Below are 26,087 nucleotides of genomic sequence, written 5' to 3'. Positions count from 1 at the left end.
GACCCCGCCACCACCGGTGGAAGAGGTTTCGCAGAACGCGACGCAGGCACCGCCACCGGCACCGCCAGCTCCACCGGCACCGCCAGCGGATATCACGGCAAGCCAGGATCTCAGCTACAACAGCCGCATCCAGCCGAAGTATCCGCCGCAAGCCATGCGGGAGCATCACGAAGGCACGGTTATCCTGATGATTCTGGTTGGAGTGGACGGATCGCCGAAGGACATCAAGGTCGACAAGTCCAGCGGTTTCCGCGAACTTGATCGTGCAGCCATGGAGGCGGCAAGGCAGTGGCGGTTCAACCCGACTGTCAGAAACGGACAAAAGGTTGAGGGCTATGCCCGCGTTCCCGTCAACTTCAATCTCAATTCGCTGTAATCCGGCTTCATTGGATTACAGTTACAGTTCACGCTTGACTTCCCTAGGGTAGCGTTATGTTCCTACAGACTCCTGCAACAACCGATGCCGCCCAGGCCATGGGTGGAAATACCAACGCCGAAGCCATGAAACAGATGGGCTTCGCCAACCTGATGCAGAATTTCGACTGGCTCGGCTGGGTCGTGTTCGTGACACTGGTGGCGATGTCGTTCCTGTCCTGGTACTTCATCATTGCCAACGGCATCCGCAATGCGACGGTGAAGTCGCGTGCCGACAAGGTGATCGACGGTTTCTGGGGTAATGCTTCCACCCAGGACGCGATCCGCGAGCTGGAGGCCCAGCCCAAGAGCGAGCCGTTCTCCAAGATCGCACTTGATGCTGCATCGGCGGTGGCCCACCATCAGCAGAGCACTTCCGGTACCACCGGTCGTCTGGCCGAGTCGCTGAGCCGTTCGGAGTTCATCGACCGTGCCCTGCGCCAGGCTGTGGCTCGCGAGAGCCTGCGTCTGGAAGGCGGCATGACCCTGCTCGCCACGGTCGGCTCGGCCGCGCCGTTCGTTGGTCTGCTCGGTACGGTGTGGGGCATCTACCACGCGCTGATCGGCATCGCAGCCACGGGCAACGCGTCGATGAACGCCGTGGCCGGCCCGGTCGGTGAGGCGCTGATCATGACCGCCTTCGGTCTGTTCTCCGCGATCCCGGCACTGTTCGCGTACAACTTCTTCAGCCGCTCGAACCGCCTGACCTACGCTCGCTTCGATGAATTCGCGCATGACCTGCACGACTTCTTCGCTACCGGCTCGCGTGTCGAAGGCTCCGCGCCGACCCTCAAGTCTTAAGAGAGGTCTGACTCATGGCTATGAGCACCGGTGGCAATACCGGCGGACCGATGTCAGAAATCAATGTCACGCCGCTGGTCGACGTGATGTTGGTACTGCTGATCATCTTCATGATCACCGCACCGCTGATGTCGCACTCCATCACCATCGACTTGCCCACCGCCAATCCGAAGACCAAGGATGAGGATCTGCCGGTACCGCCACTGGATCTCGCGATCAAAGAGGACGGCACCATGTTCCTCAATGACCATCCGGCGACGGAGGCTGAATTGAAGGCACAGTTCGCGGTGGAAGCGCAAAAGTCACCGCAGCCCGAGCTGCAGATCCGCGCGGACAAGTCGACCGAGTTCAAGATCGTGAAGAAGGTCATTGGCGACGCGAAGGATTCGGGCATGGTGCACGTCGGCTTCATGACCCACGACGTGCCGAAGGGGTAACTAGAAATGGCCTTTTCAACCAAAACCAGTGGACCGATGTCGGACATCAACGTCACGCCGCTGGTCGACGTGATGCTGGTGCTGCTGATCATTTTCATGATCACGGCACCGATCCCCGCGCTCAAGATCAAGGTCGATCTGCCGCAGCCGAATCCGAACGTGGTCAATCCGCCCAATCCGCTGGATCCGATCCATCTGAAGATCGACCAAAGCGGTGCGTTCTACTGGAATGACACACCGGTCGACGAGTTGGGCCTGAAGGCGCAGCTTGCAGTGATCGCCCAGCAGAGCAATCAGCCGGAAATCCAGATTGCTGCCGACGATGCCGCCGCCTATCAGTACGTGGCGCGCGTGCTGGCCGACGCCAAGAGCTACAACCTGACGAAGATCGGCTTTACCGAAGTCCAGTAAACGATCTGAGCTTGTTGCCGCAAATGAAACTCCCGCCTCGCGCGGGGGTTTCTGTTTGGACGGGACGCGAAAGTACAGGCACCGGCAACCGTGTGTTCGACGCCATCGATCAGCGCAGGATCTGCAGATAGTTGCGCACGGTGGTGGCCAGTCCCTGGTACAGCGCTTCGCCAATCAATGCGTGGCCGATCGAGACTTCCGCCAGGCCGGGAATTGCCGCCTTGAACGTGCCCAGGTTCGCCTGGCTGAGATCATGCCCTGCGTTCACTGCAAGTCCTGCCTGCTGCGCACTGCGAGCGGTCTCGGCGCAGGCGGCGAGGATGGCTGCAGGGTTACCGTCGGCAAAGGCCCGTGCGTAGGGGCCGGTGTAGATTTCGATGCGTTGCACGCCGATCGCCGCCGCCAGCGCAAAGTCCTGAGGGCAGGCGTCGACGAACAGGCTGACCCGGCATCCTAGCTCGTTCAACTCCGCCACCAGCGGGCGCAGGCGATCAAGGTCCCGTGCGAGATCGAAGCCGTGGTCGGAGGTGATCTGGCCATCGCCATCGGGCACCAGGGTCACCTGGGCGGGTCGCACCTCGCGTGCCAGCGCGAGCAGCCCGGGGTATTCGCCACGGGCCGGCGCAAACGGATTGCCTTCGATGTTGTATTCCACCCGGCCCGCCAGCATCGCGGCCAGCACGCGTACGTCGGCTGGACGCACATGGCGCTGGTCGGGGCGCGGATGCACGGTGATGCCACCGCAGCCGGTTTCGATGCAGGTCTGCGCGGCATGGCAGATATCCGGTTCGTTGCCGCCGCGCGAATTGCGCAGCACGGCGATCTTGTTGAGGTTGACGCTGAGCAAGGTCATCGCGGATGCACGGTCTCTGGCAGTAAGGTCGGTACGGCACGGTAGCGTCAATCAGGCAACCGATCGCCGGCGAACGACGACAGTGCGCCGATCAGTGGTTGCTGGCAAGCCGGTGCAGCCGGATGTGCCGTGCTTCGCCGCGCCAAGCCAGCGCGGCGAGCAGCGTTGCATCGACGGTCAGTCGATGCAATTGCCAGGCCTGGATATCCTCGCCTTCGAGTCGCCGCAGGCACAAATGCGGACCCGTGCCGGCAATGCTGAGACGATGCAGGCCGAATGCAATGCCGCGCCCAAGTGCCTTCAGTACAGCCTCTTTGGCCGTCCACAGTTCCAGAAAGGCGATGCTGCGGTCTTCCGCCGGCAGGCTTGCCAGGGTGGCTGCCTCGTCCGCGCTGAAATAGCGCTGGGCAATCTCGAGCGCGCGTGGCCGTGGGCGAATGTGTTCCAGATCGACGCCCGGAACAAGATTGCGGCCAATGGCAATCAATGCGTGGTCACCACTATGCGACCAGTTGAAACCCAGCGGAGTGTCATGGACGGCAGCGAGCACCGGACGGCCGTGTTCGCCATCCAACAATGCCACGGCATCAGCGTCGATTCCCAGATACGCAGCAAGCACGCGACGCAGGGGCGCGCGGCCCTGCATATTCCGGTAGGCCAGATGCCAGACATGAATCTCGTCATCGCGCAGGTGCTCTGCTACGTTGGCAAGCGTCGATGCGTGCGGTGAGGTCATCCGGGCATGGTGCCGTTGGTGCTGCTCCTGCACAAGCAGGTAGCGGATGCATCGCCGCGTTCTGTCACGGAGCCGACTCCGTGTGGCTGAATCCGTTGCTGGCTGGAGGGAAGGCTGCTTGATCCAGGTCTGGTTGCTGTTGCTGGCGTCGCTGCTGTATGTCGGACTGTTGTTCGTGGTCGCCTATGTGGGCGACCGGCGGCCACTGTACCCGCGCCAGCCCCGCTTGCGGCCGGTCATCTACAGCCTGGCGCTGGCGGTGTACTGCTCGTCATGGACGTTCTACGGCGCGGTCGGCTCGGCGGCGCGCGATGGACTCGCCTATCTGCCGATCTATCTGGGCCCGATCCTGCTGTTCGCCTTCGGCTTTGGCCTGGTGCGCAAGCTGGTGCGGATCGCCGCGCAGCGCAACATCACTTCGATTGCCGATTTCATCGGCGCACGTTTCGGGAAATCGCACGGCCTGGCGGCATTGGTGGCCGTGATCGCGGTCGTGGCAGTGGTGCCGTACATTGCGCTGCAGTTGAAAGCGGTGGCGATATCGTTCGGCGTGCTCGGCGGAATCGTGCAAGGCACCATGCCGGGTGGCGGCATCGACAGCGCGTTGTGGTGTGCCCTGTTGCTGGCCGTGTTCGCGATATTGTTCGGCACCCGCAGCATCGATGCGACCGAGCATCACCACGGCATGATGCTGGCGATCGCACTGGAGTCGCTGATCAAGCTGCTGGCGTTTGTGGCGCTGGCCGTCTATGCCTGGTGGCATGGGCCCGGCCTGGCCGCTACCGCGCAGCTTCCTCTGAGGCAGCTGCATCACGGCCTGCCTTCGGGTTTTCTTGCCCAGACCATGTTGGCGTTCGCTGCGATGTTCTGTCTGCCGCGGCAATTCCAGATCGGCGTGGTCGAATGCGAGGATGTCGACGATCTCAAGCACGCACGCTGGATGCTGCCGCTGTATCTGATCGTCATCAGTCTGGCGGTGCTGCCGATTGTGGCGGCGGGCATGTACTTGCCGACGGTGCGTGCAGGACTCGCCGATGCATGGGTACTGACCTTGCCGATGGCGCATGGCGATCGCGGCATGGCACTGCTTGCCTTCATCGGTGGTCTGTCGGCGGCGACCGGCATGGTCATCGTGGCATCGGTGGCGCTGTCGACCATGATCAGCAACGACCTTGTGATGCCGGCCTTGCTGCGCATCCGCCGATTGCGGCTGGAGCAACGCAGCGATCTGCGGCAACTGGTGCTGCGCGTGCGGCGTGCGGCGATCATGGCGCTGGCGCTGATGGCCTATGCGTACTATCGGGTGGCTGCCGATGCGCAGAATCTGGCGGCCACCGGCCTGCTGGCGTTTGCCGCGGTGGTGCAGTTTGCGCCGGCACTGATCGCCGCGATGTACTGGCGCGGTGCCAGTCGCCGTAGCGTTGCCATCGGATTGATCGGCGGCTTTGCGATATGGGCATACACGTTGCTGCTGCCGGCGGTGATCCGTTCGCCGACATGGCTGCAGCAGGGTCCGTTCGGCTGGAACTGGCTGCGGCCGCAGGCGCTGTTCCACCTCGACGGCTGGGATCCGGTGATGCACGGCGCGTTCTGGTCGCTGCTGGTCAATGTGGGCTGCCTGGTCTTCATGTCGCTGCGCTTTCGGCCAAGCCTGGAGGAACGCCTGCATGCGGCACTGTTCGTCGATGGCCATTTGGCCACGCGCGGTCGCGCCGGTGACTGGCGAGGCCGGGTCGCGGTGGCTGACCTGCGCACGATTGCCGAGCGCATCGTGGGCGAGCGCAACAGCACACGTGCTTTTGCAGAATACGGCGAACGCCATGGCCACCCATTGCAGGCTGGCGCCGTGGCCGATCGCGCACTTATCCAGTACACCGAGCGCCTGCTGGCTTCCGCGGTGGGCGCCGCGAATGCGCGGCGCATCCTGATCAGCGCGCTGTCAGGCAGCGGGCTGGATCTGGCGGAGGCGGTGGCGCTGATGGACGAGGCGTCCCAGGAGCTTCGCTTCAATCGCACACTGCTTTCGACCACGCTGGAGAACGTTTCGCAGGGGATCAGCGTGGTCGATGCGCAGATGCGGCTTGTCGCATGGAACCGGCGCTATCTGGAGCTGTTCGACTATCCCGACGGCATGGTGAGCGTCGGCATGCCGGTGGCCGACCTGATCCGTCGCAATGCGGAACTGGGCGAGTGCGGTCCGGGTGAAGTGGACGGCCATGTGGCCAGACGCATTGATCACATGCGCGCCGGCTCGTCGCATCTGTTCCAGCGCGTACGGCCCGACGGCACGGTGATCGAGATGCGCGGCCGTGCACTGCCCGATGGCGGTTATGTAACCACCTACAGCGATGTCACCGCCTACAAGCATGCCGAGCAGGCGCTGATCGAGGTGAACGAGACGCTGGAACAGCGCGTGGAGCAGCGCACCGCGGAGCTGTCCGAAGCGCTGGCGGCTACCGCGCAGGCGCGTCGTGCCGCCGAGACGGCGAACATTTCCAAGACACGCTTTCTCGCCGCCGCCAGCCACGACCTCTTGCAGCCGCTGAATGCGGCGCGCCTTTTCACCTCGGCGCTGCGCCAGCATCCCGGGCTGGATGCCGAAGCCAGTCAGCTGGCCGAACGCATCGATGCCTCGTTCCGTGCCGCCGAGGATCTGCTCGACGCACTGCTCGATACCTCGAGACTGGATGCGGGCAGTTACCGGCCTGACGTGGGTGGATTCGCGCTGGCCGAATTGTTCGATTCGCTGAAGGCGCAGTTCGCGGTGGTCGCCGAGCAGCGCGGGTTGCGCCTGCGGGTAGTGCCGACCCGGCTGGCGGTGCGCAGCGACCCGCAGCTGCTGCGCCGGGTCCTGCAGAACTTTCTCTCCAATGCGCTGCGCTATACGCGCACGGGTGGCGTGCTGCTGGGCGTGCGCAGATGCGGCGACAGCGTACGCATCGAGGTGTGGGATTCAGGCCCCGGCATCGCAGCGGAACAACAGGCGCGGATCTTCGGCGAGTTCCAGCGGCTGCAGCAACCATCGCCCTGGGGGGAGAAAGGACTCGGTCTGGGTCTGTCGATCTGCGACCGCATTGCCGGCATTCTCGGACACCGGCTCGATCTGCATTCGCAGCCGCAACATGGCAGCTGTTTCTCGGTCACCGTACCGCGCAGCGCGCCGGTACCGGCGCGTCGGCAACAGGTGCCGCGCAGCGGCACGGACGAGCAGCTGCCACTGACCGTGCTGTGCCTGGACAACGACGCGGTGATCCTCGACGGCATGCGCGCACTGCTGCAACGCTGGGGCGTGGATTGCCGCACCGCGCTGGACGTGGAGCAGGCCCGCCACGAACTGGCGCGTGGCCCGGTCGACCTGATCCTGGCCGACTACCATCTTGCCGATGATGTCGATGGGCTGCAGGCGCTGCAGCTGTTGCGCGTCGATTGTCCCGAGTTGCCGCCTGCCGCGATGATCACCGCCGACGGCAGCAGCGAACTGAAGCAGCGCGCACGCGCGCTGGGTTATCCGGTCCTGCACAAGCCAGTGCGTCCGGCGGCGTTGCGTGCCTTGCTGACGGCGTTGCTGCGGCGCTGACTCAATCTCAATCTCCGTCGACAGGCACCATCGGCATGGATTCCTGGTCGACCGCCAGCTGGTTGGCGATCAGTGCAACCTGGGTGCGATTGTTGACACCGAGCTTGCGCATGATTGCGGTCATGTGTGCCTTGATCGTGGCCTCGGAGACGCCAAGGTCGTAAGCGATCTGCTTGTTGAGCAGGCCTTCGGCGATCATCGTCATCACACGGAATTGCTGCGGCGTCAGCGCGGCGATCTGCGCGGCGGCGGCAGCTTCGTCAGGTCGCAGTTCACTGGCGCCACCAAGCTGTGGGTGAGGCAACCACACATCGCCGTCGAGCACGCTGCGGATTGCCGCGACGATATCCGCACTCGTCGCGGATTTCGGGATATAGGCGGACGCGCCATGCGCCAGTGCGCGACGCATCACCTGCGCCTCCTCATGACCGGACACCACAATGGTCGGCAGTCCGGGGTATTGCCCGCGAATGTGCGCCAGTGCGGAGTAGCCGCGTGCGCCAGGCATGTGCAGATCGAGCAACAGCAACTCGGCATCGGAGAACTGCTCGATCAGACCGAGTAGCGCATCGACGCTGTCGGCGCTGTGCACCCGTGCCTGCGGCAACGCGGCGAGTACCGCGCGCTGCAGGGCATCGCGGAACAACGGGTGATCATCGGCGATCAGGATGTCGGGCATGTGGTCCATCGCAGCGATGCAGGAGCGCACTCTGTGCGCTCCTGCCGGTTCTCTCATTTGATCAGTCGCTCGTCCACCAGGTTCTTCACCACACCGGGGTCGGCGAGCGTGCTGATGTCGCCGAGCTGGTCGGGCAGGTTTTCACCGATCTTGCGCAGGATGCGGCGCATGATTTTTCCGGAACGGGTCTTCGGCAGGCCGGGCGCCCACTGCAGGTAATCCGGCGTGGCGATCGGGCCGATTTCCTTGCGTACCCAGGCGACCAGTTCCTTGCGCAGTTCTTCGCTGCCCTGTTCCCCGGCAATCAGAGTGACGAAGGCGTAGATGCCCTGGCCCTTGATGTCGTGCGGGGCACCCACCACGGCAGCCTCGGCCACCTTGGGATGCGAGACCAGCGCGCTTTCCACCTCGGCGGTGCCGATGCGATGGCCGCTGACGTTGATCACGTCGTCGACGCGGCCGGTGATCCAGTAATAGCCGTCCTCGTCGCGGCGCACACCATCACCGGTGAAGTAGTTGCCCGGATAGGCGCTGAAATAGGTTTCGATGAAGCGCTGGTGATCACCGTAGACGGTGCGCATCTGGCCCGGCCAGGAATCGGTGATGATCAGATTGCCTTCGGTGGCGCCTTCCTGCAGTTCGCCGGCGGCATCGACGATGGCCGGCTTCACGCCGAAGAACGGTAGCGTGGCGGAGCCGGGCTTGGCGTCGATCGCGCCAGCCAGCGGGGTGATCAGGATGCCGCCGGTTTCGGTCTGCCACCAGGTGTCGACGATCGGGCAGCGCTCGTCGCCGACCACGCGGTTATACCACTCCCATGCCTCCGGGTTGATCGGTTCGCCGACCGAGCCAAGCAGGCGCAGTGATTTTCGTGATGCCTTCTTTACCGGTGCCTCGCCTTCGCGCATCAGTGCGCGGATCGCGGTCGGCGCGGTGTAGAACAGGCTGACCTGGTGCTTGTCGACGACCTGCCAGAAGCGGCTGAAATCCGGATAGTTCGGCACGCCATCGAACATCACCGTGGTGGCGCCGTTGGCCAGCGGGCCGTACACCACGTAGCTGTGGCCGGTGACCCAGCCGACATCGGCGGTGCACCAGTAGACGTCGTCCTCGCGCAGGTCGAACACCAGCTCGTGCGTGTAGCTGGTGTAGACCAGATAACCCGCGGAGGTGTGCAGCACGCCCTTCGGTTTGCCGGTTGAGCCGGAGGTGTACAGGATGAACAGCGGATGTTCCGCTTCCATCGGCTCGGCCGGGCAATCGGCCGACTGGCCGTCCATCAGGTTGTGCCAGTAACGATCGCGTGGCGACTGCATCGGCACCGCGGCGCCGGTACGGCGCACCACCACCACGGTTTCCACGCTGTTGGTGCCGGGGCGTTCCAAAGCGGCATCCACGTTCGCCTTCAGCGCGATCCGCTTGCCGCCGCGCACGCCTTCGTCGGCGGTGATCACCAGCTTGCAGGTCGAATCGGCGATGCGCCCGGCCAGCGAGTCTGGCGAGAAGCCGCCGAACACCACCGAATGCACCGCGCCGATGCGTGCGCAGGCCAGCATCGCCACTGCCGCTTCAGGAATCATCGGCAGGTAGATCGCCACACGGTCGCCCTTGCTCACGCCGAGGTTCTTCAGCGTGTTGGCGAACTTGCACACTTCCGCATGCAACTCGCGATAGCTGATCCGGCGCGAGTCGTTCGGGTCGTCGCCCTCGAAGATGATCGCGGTCTTGTCGCCACGCTCGGCGAGGTGGCGGTCGAGGCAGTTCGCCGACACATTGAGCTGACCGTCCTCGTACCAGCGGATGTGCAGGTCTTTTGGATCGAACGAGACGTCCTTGATCTTCGTCGGTGGCTTCGCCCAGTCCAGCCTCTTGCCAATGCGTGCCCAGAAGCCTTCCGGATCGCGGACCGATTCGGCGTACAGCCGTGTGTAGTCGTCGTGGCGAACGCGCGCCGCGGCGGCAAACGCGGGGTTGACCGGATACAGCTTGGACATGACTGGCCTCCTGCTGGCGGAATATCGAACGTGGCAATTCGGAAACCGCAGCAGGCGCCAACGCCCGGCGGAACTTGAAGTTTGAGTGTAGCCCGATCCCCGCGAGGGTTGCGGCGGCGACGGGCGTCGACTTTGGTCGAACTTCGACCAATGGCGAATAGTCGCGCGCGCCGCAGCATGGCCATGCTCGGCCCGACTTTGACCTCGGGGAGATGCATGCATGACAACGCGATTTCCAAACCGCTACACCGCGCTCGCCCTGAGCATGGCGTGTGCGTTGCTGTTGCCACTGGCGGCCCATGCACAGAGCGACGCGCGCGAACAGCAGCTCGAGCAGCGGGTGGCGCAACTGGAGCAACAGCTTAATGAATTGAAGGCGATGATCCAGGCACAGAAAACGGCTCCTGCGCAGACGGCACCCGCAGCGGCCGCGTCGGCGCAGAACGTGGCTGCCGCGCCTGCGTCCGCAATGCCGACTTTCACCAGTGCTCCGGGTGTGTCGGTGGCCTTGCACGGGTTCATCAGCGCGACCGCGTTCGACCAGAGCAAGAGTTTCGTCTACGGCAACGGCCAGAATGCCGAATATCCGGTCGCGGGTTCCAATGGTTCACTCAGTGGCGTCGATGTGCGCAACACGCGCTTCTGGCTGGATTTCAGCGGCGCAAAATTCGCCGGTGACTGGGTCGGCGGCGGCCGCATCGAGATGGACTTCTTCGGCGGCTACAACGGCACCGGCGCCTATGCCCAGCAACAACCGATACCGCGCCTGCGCCAGGCCTATATGGACCTGAGCAATCCCGACACCGGCAGCACCATCCGGATCGGCCAGCAGTGGGATCTCATGTTCCCGCTGGACGATGTGTCGACCTCGCTCTCGCATATCGCGTTTCCGCTCGGCTTCGGCACCGGCATGATCGGCTGGCGCTTCCCCGGCGTGGTGTGGATGCAGGACCTCAACCACGGTTCGTCGGGTCCGAAATGGCGGCTGGATCTCGGCGCCTTCGAGGGCTCGTGGAACGGTCCGGACGGCGCCGTCAACAACACCAACTACCTGACGGCCGGCAACGTCGGCTTCCGTCCGCAGCTTGAGGCGCGCCTGCATGTGCAGGACCAGGACTGGCTGGCCTATGTGGTGGCGCACTACAGCGAGATCGACCTGCGTGGCGTGGGCGGTACGGCCGCGACGCCGGTGCAGAGCACGGTGAAGAGCGTGGGTTACGAAGTCAGCGGCCAGTGGAAGCCGGGTCCGTGGGTGTTCAAGGGGCTGGTCTATACCGGCAAGGGCCTGGGCGAAATTTTCGGCGACATGTCCCAGTTCGGCGACATCAAGGACACCGGCGGCTATGTGCAGGCCGGCTACAACTTCACGCAGCACTGGAGCGCCAATGCGTTCTACAGCATGAGCAAGCCGAATACCGATGACGTGATCCGCTGGATGGGCAATGGTGCGACAGGGCTGCTCAGGAACCGGCAATCCGCGTTGAGTCTGCAATACGCGGCGGGCGCCTACGAGCTTGGCGTCGAATGGATCTACGACAAGCTCGACACGACCAGCAACGGCGTGGATCGCAAGACCACCAGCGGCAACCAGCTGAGCGTCAGCGCGCTATACCACTTCTGAGCCTGACGGCAGCGCCACGACGCGCTTCCATCCGATGTTCCGATTCACTTGATGGGGAGGTTTGCACATGAGCAACGCCGAGACGCAGCAGAAGTTCTCCAATCCGGCCCCGCTGGGGCTGGCCGGATTTGCGCTGACCACGTGGCTGCTGAGCATGATCAACGCCGGCTGGTTCAGCGGTGACGCGATGAACATGGTGCTGGCCTGCGCGCTGGCCTACGGCGGCACCGTGCAGATGATTGCCGGCGTAATGGAATTGCCGCGTGGCAATACGTTCGGCACCACGGCCTTCCTCAGCTACGGCGCATTCTGGTGGTCGTTCGCGTTGTTCGTGCTGTTTCTGCACGACAAGGTGCCCGCCGCGTTCGTCGGCTGGTATCTGTGCCTGTGGGGCGTGTTCACCTTCTACATGTGGCTGGCCACGTTCCGCGCGCCACGTGCGTTGCAGCTGGTGTTCCTGGTGTTGTGGATCACTTTCTTCCTGCTCGCGGCGGGCGAGTGGACGGGCATGGCTGCATTGCACACGGCCGGTGGCTATGCCGGACTGCTCACGGCGATACTCGCGTTCTACCTGTCCGCAGCCGAGGTGATCAACGAATCACAGCAGCGCATCGTATTGCCGGTGGGCGCGCCACGAACCTCCTGAAGTAGAAGGTCGTCATCCATGAAGTGAACGCGCCGGCGTGACGCCGGCGCGGAATACGCTACGCGGGGGTTAGCGCGGGTCGTGCTTCGCCACGCGGAATTGCTGCACGCGGCGATCGTCGGCCTCGGTAACATGGAACAGAAAACCACCGATCGCCACTTCCTCGCCGACTTCGGGCAGGTGGCCGAACTCGGAGGTGACCATGCCGCCGACGGTGTCGTACTCCTCGTCGGAAAACTCCGTACCGGCCTGCTCGTTGAAATCCTCGATCGGAGTCAGCGCGCTGACCAGCCAGTCGCCGCCGGGCTGTTCGTGCATCAGCTCGGGTTCGTCGTCGTCGTGCTCGTCGTCGATCTCGCCGACGATCTGTTCGAGCACGTCCTCGATGGTGATCAGGCCGGCGACGCCGCCGTATTCGTTGACCACCAGCGCCATGTGGTTGCGCGAGCGGCGGAACTCGTCCAGCAGCACGTTCAGGCGCATCGATTCGGGAATCAGCACGGCCGGGCGCAGGATTGCGTGGATGTCGAAGTGCTCGGCATTGCCGAAGAACTTCAGCAAATCCTTGGCCAGCAGGATGCCGAGGATCTCGTCCTTGTCCTCGCCGTGCACCGGAAAGCGCGAGTGGCCGGATTCGACCATGGTGGCGAGGATCTCGGTCAGTGACGATTCGGCCGCGAGCATCACGATCTGCGCGCGCGGCACCATCACGTCGTCCACGCTCAGCTCGTTGACCTTGAGCGCACCCTCGACCATGGTGAGGGTGTCGACGGACAGCAGTCCGTTGGTCTGGGCGGCGCGCAACTCCTCAAGCAGTTCGCTACGGTTGCGTGGTTCGCCGGAAAACATGTGGCCCAGCCGGTCCCACCAGGTACGGTGTGCCGGGCCGCTGGTACTGCCAGGGTCGTCGTTCATTCACGGTTGGAGTGCAGCCCGCAAGCGGGCGGTATCCACGAGTCTAGCGGAAAATCCGTGACAATTCAGAGCACAAGCCTGCGCCAGGCGGCTCGTGAGAACGATCAGGTGTACGGATCGGCGATGCCGAGGCCGGCCAGGATGCGGGTTTCCAGGGCCTCCATCGCCTCGGCTTCACAGTCCTCGATATGGTCGTAACCAAGCAGGTGCAGCACGCCATGAACAGTCAGGTGAGCCCAGTGATCGCGCACCAGCTTGCCCTGCTCGGCGGCCTCGCGCAGCACCACCGGGGCGCAAATCGCCAGATCGCCAATCAGCGGCAGCGCCACGCCGGGCGGCAGTTCGGCGGGAAACGACAGCACGTTGGTGGCGTAGTCCTTGCCGCGGTAGTCGCGGTTGAGTGCGCGGCCTTCGTCGGCATCGACGAGGCGGATCGCCAACTCGACCGGCTTGAGCCGCTTGGCGCCGCGCAGCGCCGCCTCCACCCAGCGGTGGAAGCTGGCCGGCGCGGGCAGCCCGGCTCGCGGTACGGCGTAGCCGACCGCCAGCACAACGTCAGCAGACCGCCCGGTCATTTACCGTCCTCCTCCTTCTGCTCGAATGCCTCGTAGGCGCGCACGATCTTCGCCACCAACGGATGGCGCACCACATCGCGCGAGGTGAAGAAGGTGAAGCTGATGCCGTTGACTCCGCGCAGTACCTCGATCGCCTGGCGCAAACCGGAGCGGGTGCTGCGCGGCAGGTCGACCTGGGTGACGTCGCCGGTGATCACCGCGACCGTGCCAAAACCAATCCGGGTCAGGAACATCTTCATCTGCTCGACCGTGGTGTTCTGCGCCTCGTCGAGGATCACGTAGGAATCGTTCAGCGTGCGGCCGCGCATATAGGCGAGCGGTGCGATCTCGATCACGTTGCGCTCGATCAGCTTGGCCACCTTCTCGAAGCCGAGCATTTCGTACAGCGCGTCATACAACGGACGCAGGTACGGGTCGACCTTCTGCGACAGGTCGCCGGGCAGGAAGCCGAGCTTCTCGCCGGCCTCGACCGCCGGGCGCACCAGCAGCAGGCGCTGCACGCGGTTCGCCTCCAGCGCCTCGACCGCGCTGGCCACCGCCAGATAGGTCTTGCCTGTACCGGCCGGACCCACGCCGAAATTGATGTCGTGGCTGGCAATCGCGTGCAGGTAACGCGCCTGGTTCGGACCGCGGCCCTTGATCACGCCACGCTTGACCTTGATCGTCACGTCCTGCGCGCCTTCGGCCGCGTCGGCGGTGATCGCATCGATACCGGACTCGGCCAGATGCAGGTTGATCTTTGCCCCGGTCAACGCCTCGTCCTCGGTAACGGCATACAGCGCACGCAGCACCTTCTCGGCTGCCCGGATCGGGGCATCTTCGCCAATCACCTGGAAGATGCTGCCGCGGTGGTTGACCTCCACACCGAGGCGCAGCTCGATCTGGCGCAAATGCTCGTCGAACGGCCCGCACAGGTTGGCGAGGCGGGCGTTGTCTTCGGGCTCAAGGGTGAAATCGCGCTGGTTGAGTTCGCTCATAGGCGTGCGAGAGTAGCGCGCCGCATGTGCGAGGGCCACCGCGGCATGGCCGGCGGTGGCCCTGGTTCGGACGGAAACGCTCAGGCGCGCTTGATCAGGCCAATGATCACCAGCAGCACGATGGCACCGATCATCGCGTAGACGATGCTGGTGACGATCGGGCTGCCGAGGCTGAAGCCGATGCCGAGCATAGGCAGCAGCCAGCCGGCGAGGAATGCGCCGATGATGCCGACCACGATATTGCCGAGCAGGCCGAAGCCGAAGCCGCGCACGATCAGGCCGGCGAGCCAGCCGGCAATCGCGCCGATAAGCAGAAAGACGATCAGGCCGGATAAAGTCATCATGAACTCCCAGGTTTGCACAGGCGGTGCCGGACGGCGCCACATCGGGCCAAGCGTCCGTGTTCCGCTGTGCAGTGATCGTGATCGAATGGTGATCTGCCAGCTCATTGCCGTGCACGAGATGCCGTGATCGGGGATTACTGCCGTCACCACCCGGGCTATTGCAAGGTGCCGCATTACATGCGTTTCGTCGATCCGCGCTACCGCTCGAGGCGATCGTGATTGAGTGGATCCCTGCCCTCGCGCAACCGCATCAGGTCGTATTCGGACAGGCTGTCGCTGCGTGAACTGTCTGCAATGCGGGCCTGCGCGAATGCAAGTGTGGTGGCGATGACGCCGCTGAAGCCCGCCAGCAGCCAGAAGCCCCAGGCACCGGCACTGTGGCGGGTGAAGCACAATACGAAAGCGAACAAGGTAAGCACGAGTAACAGCCAGCGCATGATGAGCCCCTAACACGTGGAACACGCCGCCTGCCGCGGCCGGTCGGCCGCATCATAACGCCGTCGATGTGCGTCCGGCAGGCGCTTCATCACGTGGGTGAAAGATGTCGCGGCGGCTGAGACATCGTCGCGGCAAACTGTGGCGATGGATGATTCGCTACCGCCGCCAACCACACATGATCAGGCTCAAACGAGTCGGATGATCAAGGGCCGCGGTGCCGCCTCCAATCCCGAGGGTCGCTTCGAGAATATCCGCCACCAAGCCGAGGACGACGGCTGGCAGAGCGCGTTGCTGGACGAGGATGCACCACGCCCGCGCACCGAGGTCACCGAGGAACGCGCGCGCAGCGTGATCAGCCGCAACGACTCGCCGGACATCGCTTTCAGCCAGGCGATCAACCCCTATCGCGGATGCGAACATGGATGCGTTTATTGTTTTGCGCGGCCATCACACAGCTACCTCAACCTGTCGCCCGGTCTCGACTTCGAAACCAAGCTGCGCGCCAAGGGCAATTTCGCCGAGGTGTTGCGTGCGGAGCTGGCCAAGCCCGGTTATGTGATCAGCCCGATCAATATCGGCAGCAATACCGATCCCTACCAGCCGATCGAAAAACGCTGGCGGCTCACCCGCGCCGCGCTGGAGCTGCTCGCCGAATGCCATCACCCGTGCACCATCGTCACCAAGAACGCGCTGGTCGAACGTGACCTCGACATCCTGGAGCCGATGGCACGCGAACGGCTGGTGCAGGTATTCGTCTCGGTCAATTCGCTGGACAACCATCTGGCCGCGAAACTCGAACCGCGTGCCAGCGCGCCGCATCGCCGGATCAAGGCGATCCGAACGCTGGCCGACGCCGGCGTGCCGGTAGGCGTACTGGTGGCGCCGATCATTCCGGCACTCAACGACAAGGACATGGAGGTTGTCATGGCGCAAGCCGCTGATGCTGGCGCGCGCTGTGCCGGCTACACCACGCTGCGCCTGCCGTACGAGTTGAAACAGTTGTTCCGGGAATGGCTCGCGTTGCACGCACCGCAGCGCGCCGAACACGTGATGAGCCTGGTGCAGCAGATGAACGGCGGCCGTGATTACGACAGCAACTTCGCCACCCGCATGCGCGGGCAGGGCGTGTTCGCCGACCTGCTGCGCCGCCGCTTCGAGGTGGCCTGCCGCAAACACGGCTTCGGCCGTGCGCGCGAATTGCAGCTCGATACGTCGCATTTCGTGCCGCCACGCAAAGCTTCGCCGCAGGGTGAGCTGTTCTAACGGCTGCGCGGCTATCCGAACCGTCGGGTCAATACATCATTTCCCCGAGCGGAAACGCAGAGCGCCGAACAGGGTTCCCAGTGCGACACCGATACCTGCGCCGAGCGCGAGGTTGTGCAGCGCGACGCCGAGCGCACTGCCAATTGCCACACCAATGGCGATGCCGGAACCCATCGCGTGGCCACGCGAACTCTTGGGATCATTGGGTTGTTCGTCCATGGGTGATACCCAGTTGGTTTGATTTGATGGTTACGAAGAAATGCACTGGTGGCGCGTTTGCCGGCAGCATCAAGGATCGCATCATGTGCCAGTACCCGTAGCGCCACCATACCGGCGACGAGCACGAGGATGCCAGACAACCGCAAGAGTGCCGCGAGCCAGCGTTGATCGGGATCGATCAACGCCAGCAGGACAGATGGCAGCAATAGTCCAGTGATGGTGCAGATCGTGGGAAGTCAGTGACGCAGCCATAGCGAATGAGACTGCTCGCGAATCAGATTTTCTGCCTCGGCCCACGGCAGCCCGAACTCGTCCTGCAGCTTCTTCGACGTGATCCATTTCATGCGCTGGTATTTTCCCTGATGTCGATGCCAAGTCGCCACATCTTGGCTACAGCGGCTACCTGCAGCCGTCGGAAGTCATGCAGTCCATCGGCGATCGCTCAGATTGAAAGAAACGGATGCGGACGCAGCATCAATCCGCGCCAGCCGCGCCGGCCGAGCCAGCCCATGGCACCAGCCAGCAACAGCCAGCCCAGTACCAGCGGAGGCAACATGGCGCCGGCCCAGCCGACCGGATGATGGCCCCAAGCCATGGCCGGCAGCATCGCGCTTAGCACGGTGAGCACGAAGGCAGCAGCCAGAGTCAGTCCGGTGGCCCAGAGTGGCAGCGCAAGACCGCCAAACAGATTGAGAAGGGTGGTAGCGGTCACGGTGGCAGTGACCAGTTGTGCAAGCAACAGGAACGAAAGCGGCTGCGCATACTGACGCCAGTAGAGCATCGCCATCACCACAAGCAACGCGAGCAAGCCATGCATGAGCAGCGGCAGGCCAAGCCCAGCACGTAGCAGTTCACGTTTGGTGCGTGCGGAATCGCCAAGGCCAGGCATCAGCGCCAGCAAGGGAAGTTCGGCATTCGCCCGCTGCCAGCGTTTACTCAGCCACGCCAGACTGAAGATGCCGATCATCGGGCCGGCCATCACGGCAAGCGTGCCCAAGCCCCCGACGAGGGCTCCGGTCAACGTGCTGGATATTTCCTGGCTGTGCCGCCCGAACCTGGCGATCGCCACAAAGCCGAGAATCGGCAGCGCGAAGAGGCCAAGCATCATGCCAAGTTGCCTGGCATAGCTGCGCAGGGTCTGCGGCATGTACCAGCCGCCAAGCGCGACCCGCAGAGTCTTGCACGGCGTGGCCGGCCCGATACCGGCGAGACTGGCATCTGCCTGCAGCCATACCGGCCGCAGGCGGATCTGGCGGTTCTCGCCAATGCCGCTCCAGTGACCCCAGCTGCCGTTGCGCAACTGCAACACCATCGGCGAGGACCAGCCTTGCGGCTGGTTGGTGCCGGCTCGCACCAACTGCTGCCAGCGCCAGCTGATGAGCAGCACCAGCACAACAACAGCAAGCGAACCGGCGGTAGTGAAACGAGGGTCATCAGGACCGGGCAGGTGGAAGCGATACCACAGTGCGTTGATTAGCGATGGCGCTATTCCGAGCAGTGCGGCCAAGTAGCGCGGCATCAGTGCGAAGGCGATGCCCAGAATGCTTGCCAACGACAGCAGAATCACGACGGGTACCACTGGTTCACCCAACAAGCCAAGCAGCGCAGCCGGCACGCCGATGGAAAGCACGCTACACAGCAGCAAGCTGCGGATGATCTGTTGCTGGATGCCCGGTACGCGCAATTGCCGGGTGTCGATGGCCAGCAACAAAGTAGTCGAGAGAAAGAAGGCCCACAGGAAGAACAGGCCAAGACCAATCAGGCCAGCGATACCTTTCCATTGAGCGGGTCCGGGGGCAAATATGCCGATCGCGATGGCGCCCATGCAGCAGCACGCAAGCACGAACACCATCATCCAGCGCATCGAGCGATGCGTGGAAAACCAGGGAATCCGGAGCAACTGCAACGGGTTCATTCGGCGATCTCCACAAACAGATCCTCCAGTCCCAGCGCGTCGACGCGCGCGCCGGGCAGCTTTGCCGCTTCCGGCCACTGGCCGTGCGCATCGCGTTCCACCACCAAGCTCAGGCTGCCGTCGTCGTGGCGTCGTCGGCTCAACGCCGGCGCGGGCGCTGCGGCACTCATTCGTGCCGGCAGCCACAGTCGTGCGTAATGCTCCTTGGTCTCGTCGACGCTACAGCGCATAAGCAGTTTGCCCTGATGCAGGAAGGCAATCTCCGAGGCGACTCGCTCAAGGTCCGACACGATGTGGGTGGAGAACAGCACGGTGGTGCCGGACTCGCCGGCGCGCAGTGCCACTTCGCGCAGCAGCTCGCGGCGCGCGACCGGATCGAGCGCCGCGGCCGGCTCGTCCAGCACCAGCAGCTCCGGCTGCGAGGCGAGCGCGCGGATCAGGTCGACGCGCTGACGTTCGCCCGGCGACAGCTTGGCCAGCAACTTGTTCGGTGCGATCTGCCAACGTTCCAGCATGCGCCTGGCAAAGGCCGCATCCCAGCGGGGGTAGAAGCGTCCGACGAAGTCCAGCATCTGCTGAGCGGTAAGCCACGCCAGTGCCTCGGGTTGCTGCGGCACGTAGGCGATGCGCGCCTTGGCGGCATCGTCGAGCTTCAGGGCTGGTTTGCCGAATACGAGGGCTTCGCCGGCCAGCGGCTGTAGCAGGCCGAGCATGATGCGGAGCAGGGTGGATTTGCCGGCGCCGTTGCGGCCGATCAATCCGAGCACGCTGCCCGGCTCCAGCGTCAGGTCGACGCCGGTGAGCACGTTGCTGCCTTCGTAGCAGTGGACGAGTCCGCTCACGCTCAGCGGCGCGGTGGTGGCTTCCATTTCACGTAATACGGCGTTCATGCGTTTTCCCCTCGAAATTGTTGAAGCCCGGCGATGCAGCGGCAGTTGCTTTGGTGTTCCCGCACCGGTGGTGGCTGGGTTGTGCCGAGATGGCGCGGCGAAACAAAGCGGTTGCTCATGTCGTCGACCCTGCGGTGGCCGATGGAGCGGTCGGAATCAGCAAAGCGCGCAGATCGAGCAACGCATGCAGCAGCATCGGCAGCAGCAGGCTGCCGGTGGCCAGATACAGGCCGGCCATCAGTGCACCGATCAGGCCGGTTGCGAGCATGCCGACGAGACCCTGGTACAAATGCGCCCAGCCGAAGCTCACCGCCAGCAACACGATCAGCAGTGCCGTCGACGCATGCGGCAGCCACAGTTGCAGGGCACCCAGCCCAAAGCCGCGCCAAACCAGTTCTTCACCGATGCCGGCCGTGATCGCCAGTGCGGCAAACGCCCAGCGCTCGCGGCGTGTGCGCGGCAACATGCGCAGGACCTTGTCTCCACCGGCCACACGCGACGGAGCCTTGACCACGGGTGTGCTGGATGACTTGCGTGCCATCACCACACCGGTCAGCGCACCGGCCAGCAAGGCCGCGCATACGCCAGCGACCAAGCCGAATGGAAGTTGTGCGGCCAGCTGCGGCACGCGCAACCCCAGTTGTGCTGGTGTCCAGCGGCATACGCCAAGCGTCAGTGCGAGAGTGACCAGCACCAGCACCCAACCCTGCCAGGTCCAGCTGAGATAGAAGCGTCGGCGCGCATCGGCATCCCCGTTGTCCAGTGCGGTTAGCAGCCGGCGATGCGCGGCGCGCCCCAGCAAGGGCTCGGCAAGCAGCAGCCACATAGTCAGCGCAGCGATGGCGATCATTGCGATCATTCATTCCCCCAGCAGTTTGGTCAGCCGCCGCAGTACCGGTTCGGCGGGCAGTTCGAGTTCACGGGTCTGGCGCACCAGTGCCTGCAATTGTGGTTCCAGCAGGGCGAGCCGATGGCTGGCGGCCTGGGTGGTCTTGTGCGTGCCAGCCACCACCATGCCCTTGCCGCGCTGGCGCTCAAGCAGGCCCTCGCTTTCGGCGATGCCGTAGGCGCGCGACACGGTCATTGGATTGATTGCGTGGAAGCCGGCGACGTCGCGCACGGACGGCAGCGAGTCACCGGCGGCGAGCTGGCCGCCGGCAATCAGCCGACGCAGTTGCTCGACGATCTGCCGGTAGATCGGTTCCGGCGCGGCAGGTTGAACGGTAAGCAGAGAAGCATCCATGTGTATTAGTACAGCAATACACATGGATCTGTGTCAAGCATGACTGGTGGCAGCGAGCATGAATCATGGCTGTAGTGGCCATGGATCACGCCATCAGCAAGCTTTGCAGTGCAAACTATTTCGTTGCCGGCAAGTACTTCCCGAACCAGCCCAGCGCGCGTTGCAGCACGTCGCGTTGGTGGGCCGGATCGACGAAATGATGCCCCTCGTTCGGATACACCACCAGCGAGGTCGCTACGCCCTGTGCGCGCAACGCATGCCACATCTCGAATGATTGCGGCGCCGGGCATTCGGCGTCGCGGTCGCCGACCACGATCAACATCGGCGTCTTCACCTGCTTGATGAAGTTGATCGCCGAACTCTTGGCGTATACCGCCGGGTCGTCGTAGACGCTGGCACCGAAGAACGGCGGCATCCACTGGTCGATCAGGTTCTGGCCGTAATAGCTCTGCCAGTTGGAGATGCCGGCGCCGGCGACAACGGCGCGGAAGCGCTGGGTCTGGGTCGGCGCGAACATGCTCATGAAGCCGCCGTAGCTCCAGCCGGTGAGGCCGAGGCGCTTGTCGTCGACCGGGAATTTCTTCTCCACGGCGTCGATGCCGGCGAGTGTGTCACGCAGGTCGCCATAGCCGAAGTCACGGCGGTTCGCCTGCACGAACTTCTCGCCCTGGCCGTAGCTGCCGCGCGGGTTCGTCATCAACACGAAATAGCCCAGCGCCGACAGCGGTGCACCGCCGTAGCCTACGCTTGGCCAGCTCGGGATCACCGCGCTGGAAGGGCCACCGTGCACCACCACGATCATCGGATAGGTCTTCTTCGGGTCGTAGTTGGCCGGGTACAGCAACCAGCCCTGTACGTGGAAGCCTTCGTGGTTCCATTGCACCGACTCGGATTTGCCCCAGGCCGGTTTCAGTGCAGCATTGATCATGGTGACCGCCGGCGGCGGTGTGTTGTCGAGTGCGCCGGCATGCACTTCGGGCGCGGCAGCATAGGAACTCTGGATGAAGGCGATCTGCTGCTGGTCGCGCGACTGCGACAGCGCCAGTGCGGCCGTACCATCGCCGACGCTGGCCGGCAGGATAAACCACACTTTCTGCTGGGTCGCACGGTCGCCGTGCACGGCGTAGTCGGCGAGTTGTGTCTGGCCGTTGCTGATCTGGTTCACCCGCAGCGCTTGCGGACTGCTCCAGCTAAACCATGACGGCGTGACATGGATGCCGGGCGTAAGATTGCTGAGCATGCCGCCCGCGCTCGACACCGCATAGATGTCGCCGCCGGTGGCGCCCTGGTCGCTCATCAGGCCGCCGATGAAGGCGATCCGCAAACCGTCAGGCGACCAGCGTGGCAGCGCGATCTGCAGACCGTGCAGCGATCCGCTGTCGACATGGGTCGGGTCGACCAGCACGGTGGCAGCGGCATCCGGCTGCGCCGGCTGCACATACAGTTTGGCAATCCACCAGTTGTTGTCGCCCGGCGGCAACGCGGCGGTGTAGGCGATCCGTGTACCGTCCGGCGACCAATTGAATTCGTACGCGTACATGCCGACCGGGGTGAGTTCGTGCAGTGTGCCACTGGCGATGTCGATACTGGCCACGTGCTGCACTTCCACGCCGGTCACACCCACTTCACCGGCCGCCGGCTTCGCCGCCGCCAGCGCACTGGCATGGCGGGTGGCGCCGGGCACATACAAAAAGCCGAGCGACTTGCCGTCGGCAGTCCATTGCAGCGCGCGCGCATAACCCTGCAGCTGGGCCAGTCGTGTGGGCGGTGCATCGTTGCCGGTGGTGTCGTCCAGATAGATGTCGTTCTGCATCACCTTGGTGCTGGTCATGTCGATGCTGCAGTTGGACACGAACGCAAGATGACGCGAGTCCGGCGCCCATGCAATGCCGGATTCGGCGCAGCTGCCCGGTTTCGCCGCCGCACTCACCGCATGCACTTGGCTGCCATCGACCGCGGCCACCTCGATCGCCGACTTGCCTTGGCGCTCGATCACCCAGGCCAGTTGCTTGCCATCCGGCGAGATCGACACCGCCTCGATCGGTTGCGTCCTGGTCAGCTGGGTCAGCAATTGATCGATCCGTGGATCGACATTCGCCGGTTCCGCGAAAGCCACGGGCGCGAGCGCCATGATCATCAACAACATGGAGACTGGCAGGTGCGTGCATTTGATCATGGTTGGCTCCGGCGTAAACAGGGCCACACGCTACAACCCGACTTCACATGCGCCAAGTGCAGGAAGGCACGGCGTGTTCTTCCGACTGTGCGGAGTGCGAGTCAGTGCTGTGGCGGTGCCGACATGGCAGCGGCCTGACGTGCCGAGGTCATTGCTGCGAGCTTGGCGCGAATGGCCGGAATCGCCGCGAGCGCAGCCTTCTCGCCTTCGAGGATGGCCTGGTTCTTCTGCTCGAAATCGGTTGGGCCGATGCCGCCGATGTTCGGCCGGATCACCACATCGGCGCGTGCCATTTCCTGTGCGCCGAGTTGCTGGCCCATGATCGCAATGGTCTGGCCAACGATGTTGACCATGCCCTGCGGGTTGCCGCCATTGGGCTTGGTCGAGATGTCCACCGCGATGACGAAGTCGGCACCGAGCTGGCGTGCTGCGTCCACCGGTACCGGGCTCACCACGCCGCCGTCGACATAGTGCTTGCCGCTGATTTCGGCCGGCTCGAACACGCCGGGAATGCTGGATGAGGCACGCACTGCCTGACCGGTGTTGCCACGCACGAACACGGTGCGCTGGCCGGTTTCCAACTGAGTGGCAACCGCGGCGAACGGAATCTTCAAGTGCTCGATCGGCTGCTGGTGCACCAGCTGGTTGACGTAATCCTGCAGGGCCTGTCCTTGCACCAGGCCACCGGAGAACAGCCGCACGTCGCGGATCTTCGTTTCGTCCAGACCGAACGCGGTTTCCTGCAGTGTGAACGCATCCATGCCGCTGGCGTACAGCGCACCAACCACACTGCCCGCGCTGGTGCCGGCGACCACGTCCGGATGGATGCCGCTGGCTTCCAGCATCTTGATTACGCCGATATGTGCGAAGCCTTTCGCGGCACCACCGCCGAGCGCAAGGCCGATCTTGAGCTTCACGGGGGCCAGCGGCGGCACGATGACTGGCGGTGCTGGCACGGGTTTGCTGCCGCTGAAGCACGCACTCAGCGCGAGCGTGGCGAGCAGTGGCAGCAGGTAGCGGCGGAATGACATCGGCGGTGTCGCGCTGAGAGAGTGGATACGGAGGTAAGTCTATGGCTCGGTCATGGCGTAACCGGGGCATGGAACGGGCCGTGCGCTTGCGCCCTCTCCATGGGGAGAGGGCGCTGCTGTATCAGCCTTGCGCGCCGTCGGCTTCCAGGTGGTAATGCGTGGCCACCTCGACTTCCTTCCTCGAACCGAGGAACACCGGCACGCGCTGGTGCAGCCCGGTCGGCTGCAGTTCCATGATGCGCTCGCGTCCCGTGGTTGCCGCGCCGCCGGCCTGCTCGATGATGAAGGCCATCGGATTCGCTTCGTACATCAGGCGCAGCTTGCCGCCCTGCTTGAGGATCTTCGCGTCCAGCGGGTAATAGAACACGCCGCCGCGGGTGACGATGCGATGCACGTCGGCCACCATCGAGGCGACCCAGCGCATGTTGAAGTCCTTGCCGCGTGGACCGTCCTTGCCGGCCAGCAGCTCACCGACGTAACGCTGCATCGGCGCTTGCCAATGGCGCTGGTTCGACATGTTGATGGCGAACTCGGTGGCTTCCTCGGGTATCCGGATACCGCGCCGGCTCAGCATGAAGCTGCCGACCTCGCGTTCCAGCGTGAACTCGTGAGTGCCGTGGCCGAAGGTCAGCACCAGCACGGTGGCCGGGCCGTACACCACGTAGCCGGCGGCGAGCTGGGTGGTGCCGGGTTGCAGAAAGTGCTCGACCTTCGGTTCGGTGATGTCGTCCGGGCAACGCAGCACCGAGAAGATCGTGCCGACCGAGATGTTCACGTCGATGTTCGAGCTGCCGTCCAGCGGATCGAACAACAGCAGGTGGTTGCCCTTCGGATAGCCGTCCGGAATCTGCTGCGGGTCTTCCATCTCCTCCGACGCGCAGGCGGCGAGGTGGCCGCCCCAGGCGTTGGCTTCCAGCAGGATCTCGTTGGAGATCACGTCCAGCTTCTTCTGCGCCTCGCCCTGGATGTTCATGCTCAGCGCGTCGCCGCTGCCGGCCATGCCGAGCACGCCGCCAAGTGCGCCCTTGTTGGTGGCGACCGCGATGCGCTTGCAGGCGCGCGCAACCACTTCGATCAGCAGTGAAAGTTCGGCATTGATATGGCCGGCGCGGCGTTCCTCGATCAGGAACTGGATCAGCGAGATGGGCTTCATGTCGGGTCCGGGCAGAAGAATGGCGCATTGTCCCGGCTCCGGCCGAACAGCGCCAGCATGGGGCCGCTGGATGGCCCGAATCGTCATCAGGCCGACTGGTTGCTGACACTACGTTGGCAGCAGGGGCTATGCATGCTGTACCTCCACAGCGGAGGGATACGACATGCGCGATACGGTTTATTTCCTGGTGTTTGACGGCTTTGCCGACTGGCAGGCCGCGCTGGCCCTGTGCGAGATCCGTCGCCCCGGTGACTGGCGGGTACAGGCAGTGGGCTTTTCGCAGGCGCCGGTGGCGTCGATGGGAGGCCTCACCGTGCAGCCCGAGCTGGCGCTGGCGCAGCTCGATTTCCGGCGCGCCGCGCTGCTGATCGTGCCGGGTGGCCACCTCTGGCAACGTGGTGAAGGCGAGGCGGCAGTGGCCGCCATCCGCGAGCTGCATGCAGCCGGTTCACCAGTAGCCGCCATCGACAGTGGCGTGCTGGCACTGGCCCGCGCCGGCCTGCTCGACAACTGCCGCCATACCGGCAACTGGCCCGGCCAGATCGCCATCCAGGTGCCCGGCTATGCCGGTGCCGGGCAGTACGACAGCGAGGTGTTGGCGGTCAGCGACGGCGGCACGATCACGGCCAGCCATCTCGGCAGCGTGGAGTTCGCCCGTGAGGTGATCCACACGCTGGATCTGTACAGCCCCAGCGATCGTGAGCACTGGTACCGGCTGTTCAAGCACGCCCAGCTGCCGCCGTGGTGTGTGGGCGAAACCCTGGCTGCGGCATGAGGAC

General features: G+C 64.1%; 26 protein-coding genes. 9 read left to right on the top strand and 17 right to left on the bottom strand.

All coding sequences use genetic code 11. The features are described 5' to 3' along the window. From B0E50_RS09235 to B0E50_RS09220, 4 genes are all read left to right on the top strand, one after another. Positions 1-376 (top strand): energy transducer TonB (locus B0E50_RS09235; RefSeq protein ID WP_077440923.1); only part of this gene is annotated, 376 nt, incomplete at its 5' end. A gap of 98 nt (positions 377-474) precedes the next feature. Further along, entirely contained in the window at positions 475-1,215 is a 741-nt protein-coding gene (locus B0E50_RS09230; RefSeq protein ID WP_077440878.1) for a MotA/TolQ/ExbB proton channel family protein, read from the top strand. Positions 1,216-1,229: 14 nt separating this feature from the next. After that, entirely contained in the window at positions 1,230-1,652 is a 423-nt protein-coding gene (locus B0E50_RS09225; protein WP_077440877.1) for a biopolymer transporter ExbD, read from the top strand. A 6-nt stretch (positions 1,653-1,658) separates the two neighbouring features. Further along, positions 1,659-2,063, top strand: coding sequence for a biopolymer transporter ExbD (locus B0E50_RS09220; RefSeq protein WP_077440876.1), 405 nt, complete (start codon positions 1,659-1,661; stop codon positions 2,061-2,063). A 109-nt stretch (positions 2,064-2,172) separates the two neighbouring features. Here B0E50_RS09220 and B0E50_RS09215 read toward each other — a convergent pair whose 3' ends face one another. Together B0E50_RS09215 and B0E50_RS09210 are read right to left on the bottom strand one after the other, a co-directional pair. After that, complete coding sequence (locus B0E50_RS09215; RefSeq protein WP_077440875.1) at positions 2,173-2,916, bottom strand: pyridoxine 5'-phosphate synthase; 744 nt, start codon at positions 2,914-2,916, stop codon at positions 2,173-2,175. A 91-nt stretch (positions 2,917-3,007) separates the two neighbouring features. Further along, positions 3,008-3,652, bottom strand: a complete 645-nt coding sequence (locus B0E50_RS09210; protein WP_077440874.1) for a 4'-phosphopantetheinyl transferase superfamily protein — start codon at positions 3,650-3,652, stop codon at positions 3,008-3,010. Between the two features lie 118 nt (positions 3,653-3,770). On the opposite strand from B0E50_RS09210, the gene B0E50_RS09205 reads away from it, so the two are divergent. Next, positions 3,771-7,229: a PAS domain-containing hybrid sensor histidine kinase/response regulator gene (locus B0E50_RS09205; protein WP_174575035.1), complete on the top strand. Its 3,459-nt coding sequence runs from the start codon at positions 3,771-3,773 to the stop codon at positions 7,227-7,229. A 7-nt stretch (positions 7,230-7,236) separates the two neighbouring features. Here the strand turns inward: B0E50_RS09205 and B0E50_RS09200 are convergent, their stop codons facing one another. Together B0E50_RS09200 and acs are read right to left on the bottom strand one after the other, a co-directional pair. After that, entirely contained in the window at positions 7,237-7,908 is a 672-nt protein-coding gene (locus B0E50_RS09200; protein WP_077440921.1) for a response regulator transcription factor, read from the bottom strand. A gap of 53 nt (positions 7,909-7,961) precedes the next feature. Then, positions 7,962-9,902 (bottom strand): acetate--CoA ligase, encoded by a 1,941-nt coding sequence (acs, locus tag B0E50_RS09195; protein ID WP_077440873.1) that lies wholly within the window; start codon positions 9,900-9,902, stop codon positions 7,962-7,964. 220 nt (positions 9,903-10,122) lie between these two features. Between acs and B0E50_RS09190 the strand changes: the two genes are divergently transcribed. Next, positions 10,123-11,523 (top strand): hypothetical protein, encoded by a 1,401-nt coding sequence (locus B0E50_RS09190; protein WP_077440872.1) that lies wholly within the window; start codon positions 10,123-10,125, stop codon positions 11,521-11,523. A 67-nt stretch (positions 11,524-11,590) separates the two neighbouring features. Beyond that, complete coding sequence (locus B0E50_RS09185; protein WP_077440871.1) at positions 11,591-12,169, top strand: acetate uptake transporter family protein; 579 nt, start codon at positions 11,591-11,593, stop codon at positions 12,167-12,169. A 69-nt stretch (positions 12,170-12,238) separates the two neighbouring features. On the opposite strand, the gene B0E50_RS09180 is transcribed toward B0E50_RS09185, so the two are convergent. The 5 genes from B0E50_RS09180 to B0E50_RS09160 all read right to left on the bottom strand — a co-directional run bounded on the left by B0E50_RS09180 (position 12,239) and on the right by B0E50_RS09160 (position 15,417). Then, positions 12,239-13,084: a transporter associated domain-containing protein gene (locus B0E50_RS09180; protein ID WP_077440870.1), complete on the bottom strand. Its 846-nt coding sequence runs from the start codon at positions 13,082-13,084 to the stop codon at positions 12,239-12,241. Positions 13,085-13,188: 104 nt separating this feature from the next. Beyond that, the gene (gene ybeY / locus B0E50_RS09175; RefSeq protein ID WP_077440869.1) at positions 13,189-13,659 is read right to left on the bottom strand and encodes an rRNA maturation RNase YbeY; all 471 of its coding nucleotides are present in this window, start codon (positions 13,657-13,659) and stop codon (positions 13,189-13,191) included. Next, complete coding sequence (locus B0E50_RS09170) at positions 13,656-14,636, bottom strand: PhoH family protein (protein WP_077440868.1); 981 nt, start codon at positions 14,634-14,636, stop codon at positions 13,656-13,658. The genes ybeY and B0E50_RS09170 overlap by 4 nt, the downstream gene beginning before the upstream one ends. A gap of 80 nt (positions 14,637-14,716) precedes the next feature. Then, positions 14,717-14,977, bottom strand: a complete 261-nt coding sequence (locus tag B0E50_RS09165) for a GlsB/YeaQ/YmgE family stress response membrane protein (RefSeq protein WP_077440920.1) — start codon at positions 14,975-14,977, stop codon at positions 14,717-14,719. 200 nt (positions 14,978-15,177) lie between these two features. Continuing rightward, the gene (locus tag B0E50_RS09160) at positions 15,178-15,417 is read right to left on the bottom strand and encodes a hypothetical protein (protein ID WP_077440867.1); all 240 of its coding nucleotides are present in this window, start codon (positions 15,415-15,417) and stop codon (positions 15,178-15,180) included. A 199-nt stretch (positions 15,418-15,616) separates the two neighbouring features. Here B0E50_RS09160 and B0E50_RS09155 point away from each other — a divergent pair, with 199 nt between their 5' ends. Then, positions 15,617-16,681 carry a PA0069 family radical SAM protein gene (locus B0E50_RS09155; RefSeq protein WP_139350813.1) on the top strand — a complete coding sequence of 355 codons (1,065 nt, stop codon included), beginning with the start codon at positions 15,617-15,619 and terminating at the stop codon, positions 16,679-16,681. 36 nt (positions 16,682-16,717) lie between these two features. Here the strand turns inward: B0E50_RS09155 and B0E50_RS09150 are convergent, their stop codons facing one another. The 8 genes from B0E50_RS09150 to B0E50_RS09115 form a co-directional block, all read right to left on the bottom strand. After that, positions 16,718-16,900 (bottom strand): hypothetical protein, encoded by a 183-nt coding sequence (locus tag B0E50_RS09150; RefSeq protein ID WP_077440865.1) that lies wholly within the window; start codon positions 16,898-16,900, stop codon positions 16,718-16,720. Positions 16,901-17,342: 442 nt separating this feature from the next. Continuing rightward, positions 17,343-18,815, bottom strand: coding sequence for a hypothetical protein (locus B0E50_RS09145; protein WP_077440864.1), 1,473 nt, complete (start codon positions 18,813-18,815; stop codon positions 17,343-17,345). Beyond that, positions 18,812-19,705, bottom strand: coding sequence for an ABC transporter ATP-binding protein (locus B0E50_RS09140; RefSeq protein WP_077440863.1), 894 nt, complete (start codon positions 19,703-19,705; stop codon positions 18,812-18,814). Before B0E50_RS09140 ends, B0E50_RS09145 begins: the two co-directional genes overlap by 4 nt. Positions 19,706-19,820: 115 nt before the next feature. Beyond that, positions 19,821-20,555: a CPBP family intramembrane glutamic endopeptidase gene (locus B0E50_RS09135; protein ID WP_168170853.1), complete on the bottom strand. Its 735-nt coding sequence runs from the start codon at positions 20,553-20,555 to the stop codon at positions 19,821-19,823. Between the two features lie 9 nt (positions 20,556-20,564). Beyond that, entirely contained in the window at positions 20,565-20,948 is a 384-nt protein-coding gene (locus tag B0E50_RS09130) for a GntR family transcriptional regulator (protein ID WP_077440861.1), read from the bottom strand. Positions 20,949-21,063: 115 nt separating this feature from the next. Then, positions 21,064-23,124 (bottom strand): S9 family peptidase, encoded by a 2,061-nt coding sequence (locus tag B0E50_RS09125; protein WP_077440919.1) that lies wholly within the window; start codon positions 23,122-23,124, stop codon positions 21,064-21,066. A 101-nt stretch (positions 23,125-23,225) separates the two neighbouring features. Continuing rightward, positions 23,226-24,155, bottom strand: coding sequence for a patatin-like phospholipase family protein (locus B0E50_RS09120; RefSeq protein ID WP_077440860.1), 930 nt, complete (start codon positions 24,153-24,155; stop codon positions 23,226-23,228). A 121-nt stretch (positions 24,156-24,276) separates the two neighbouring features. Next, the gene (locus B0E50_RS09115) at positions 24,277-25,308 is read right to left on the bottom strand and encodes a class 1 fructose-bisphosphatase (RefSeq protein WP_077440859.1); all 1,032 of its coding nucleotides are present in this window, start codon (positions 25,306-25,308) and stop codon (positions 24,277-24,279) included. 163 nt (positions 25,309-25,471) lie between these two features. Here B0E50_RS09115 and B0E50_RS09110 point away from each other — a divergent pair, with 163 nt between their 5' ends. Next, positions 25,472-26,083: a DJ-1/PfpI family protein gene (locus B0E50_RS09110; RefSeq protein WP_077440858.1), complete on the top strand. Its 612-nt coding sequence runs from the start codon at positions 25,472-25,474 to the stop codon at positions 26,081-26,083. Positions 26,084-26,087: the final 4 nt, after the last annotated feature.

The organism is Rhodanobacter sp. C01 (assembly GCF_002001045.1).
In the GTDB taxonomy this organism is placed as follows: Bacteria; Pseudomonadota; Gammaproteobacteria; order Xanthomonadales; family Rhodanobacteraceae; genus Rhodanobacter.
The sequence above is the reverse complement of the archived record's forward strand: the minus strand, read 5'-3'. Positions and strand labels throughout refer to the sequence as shown.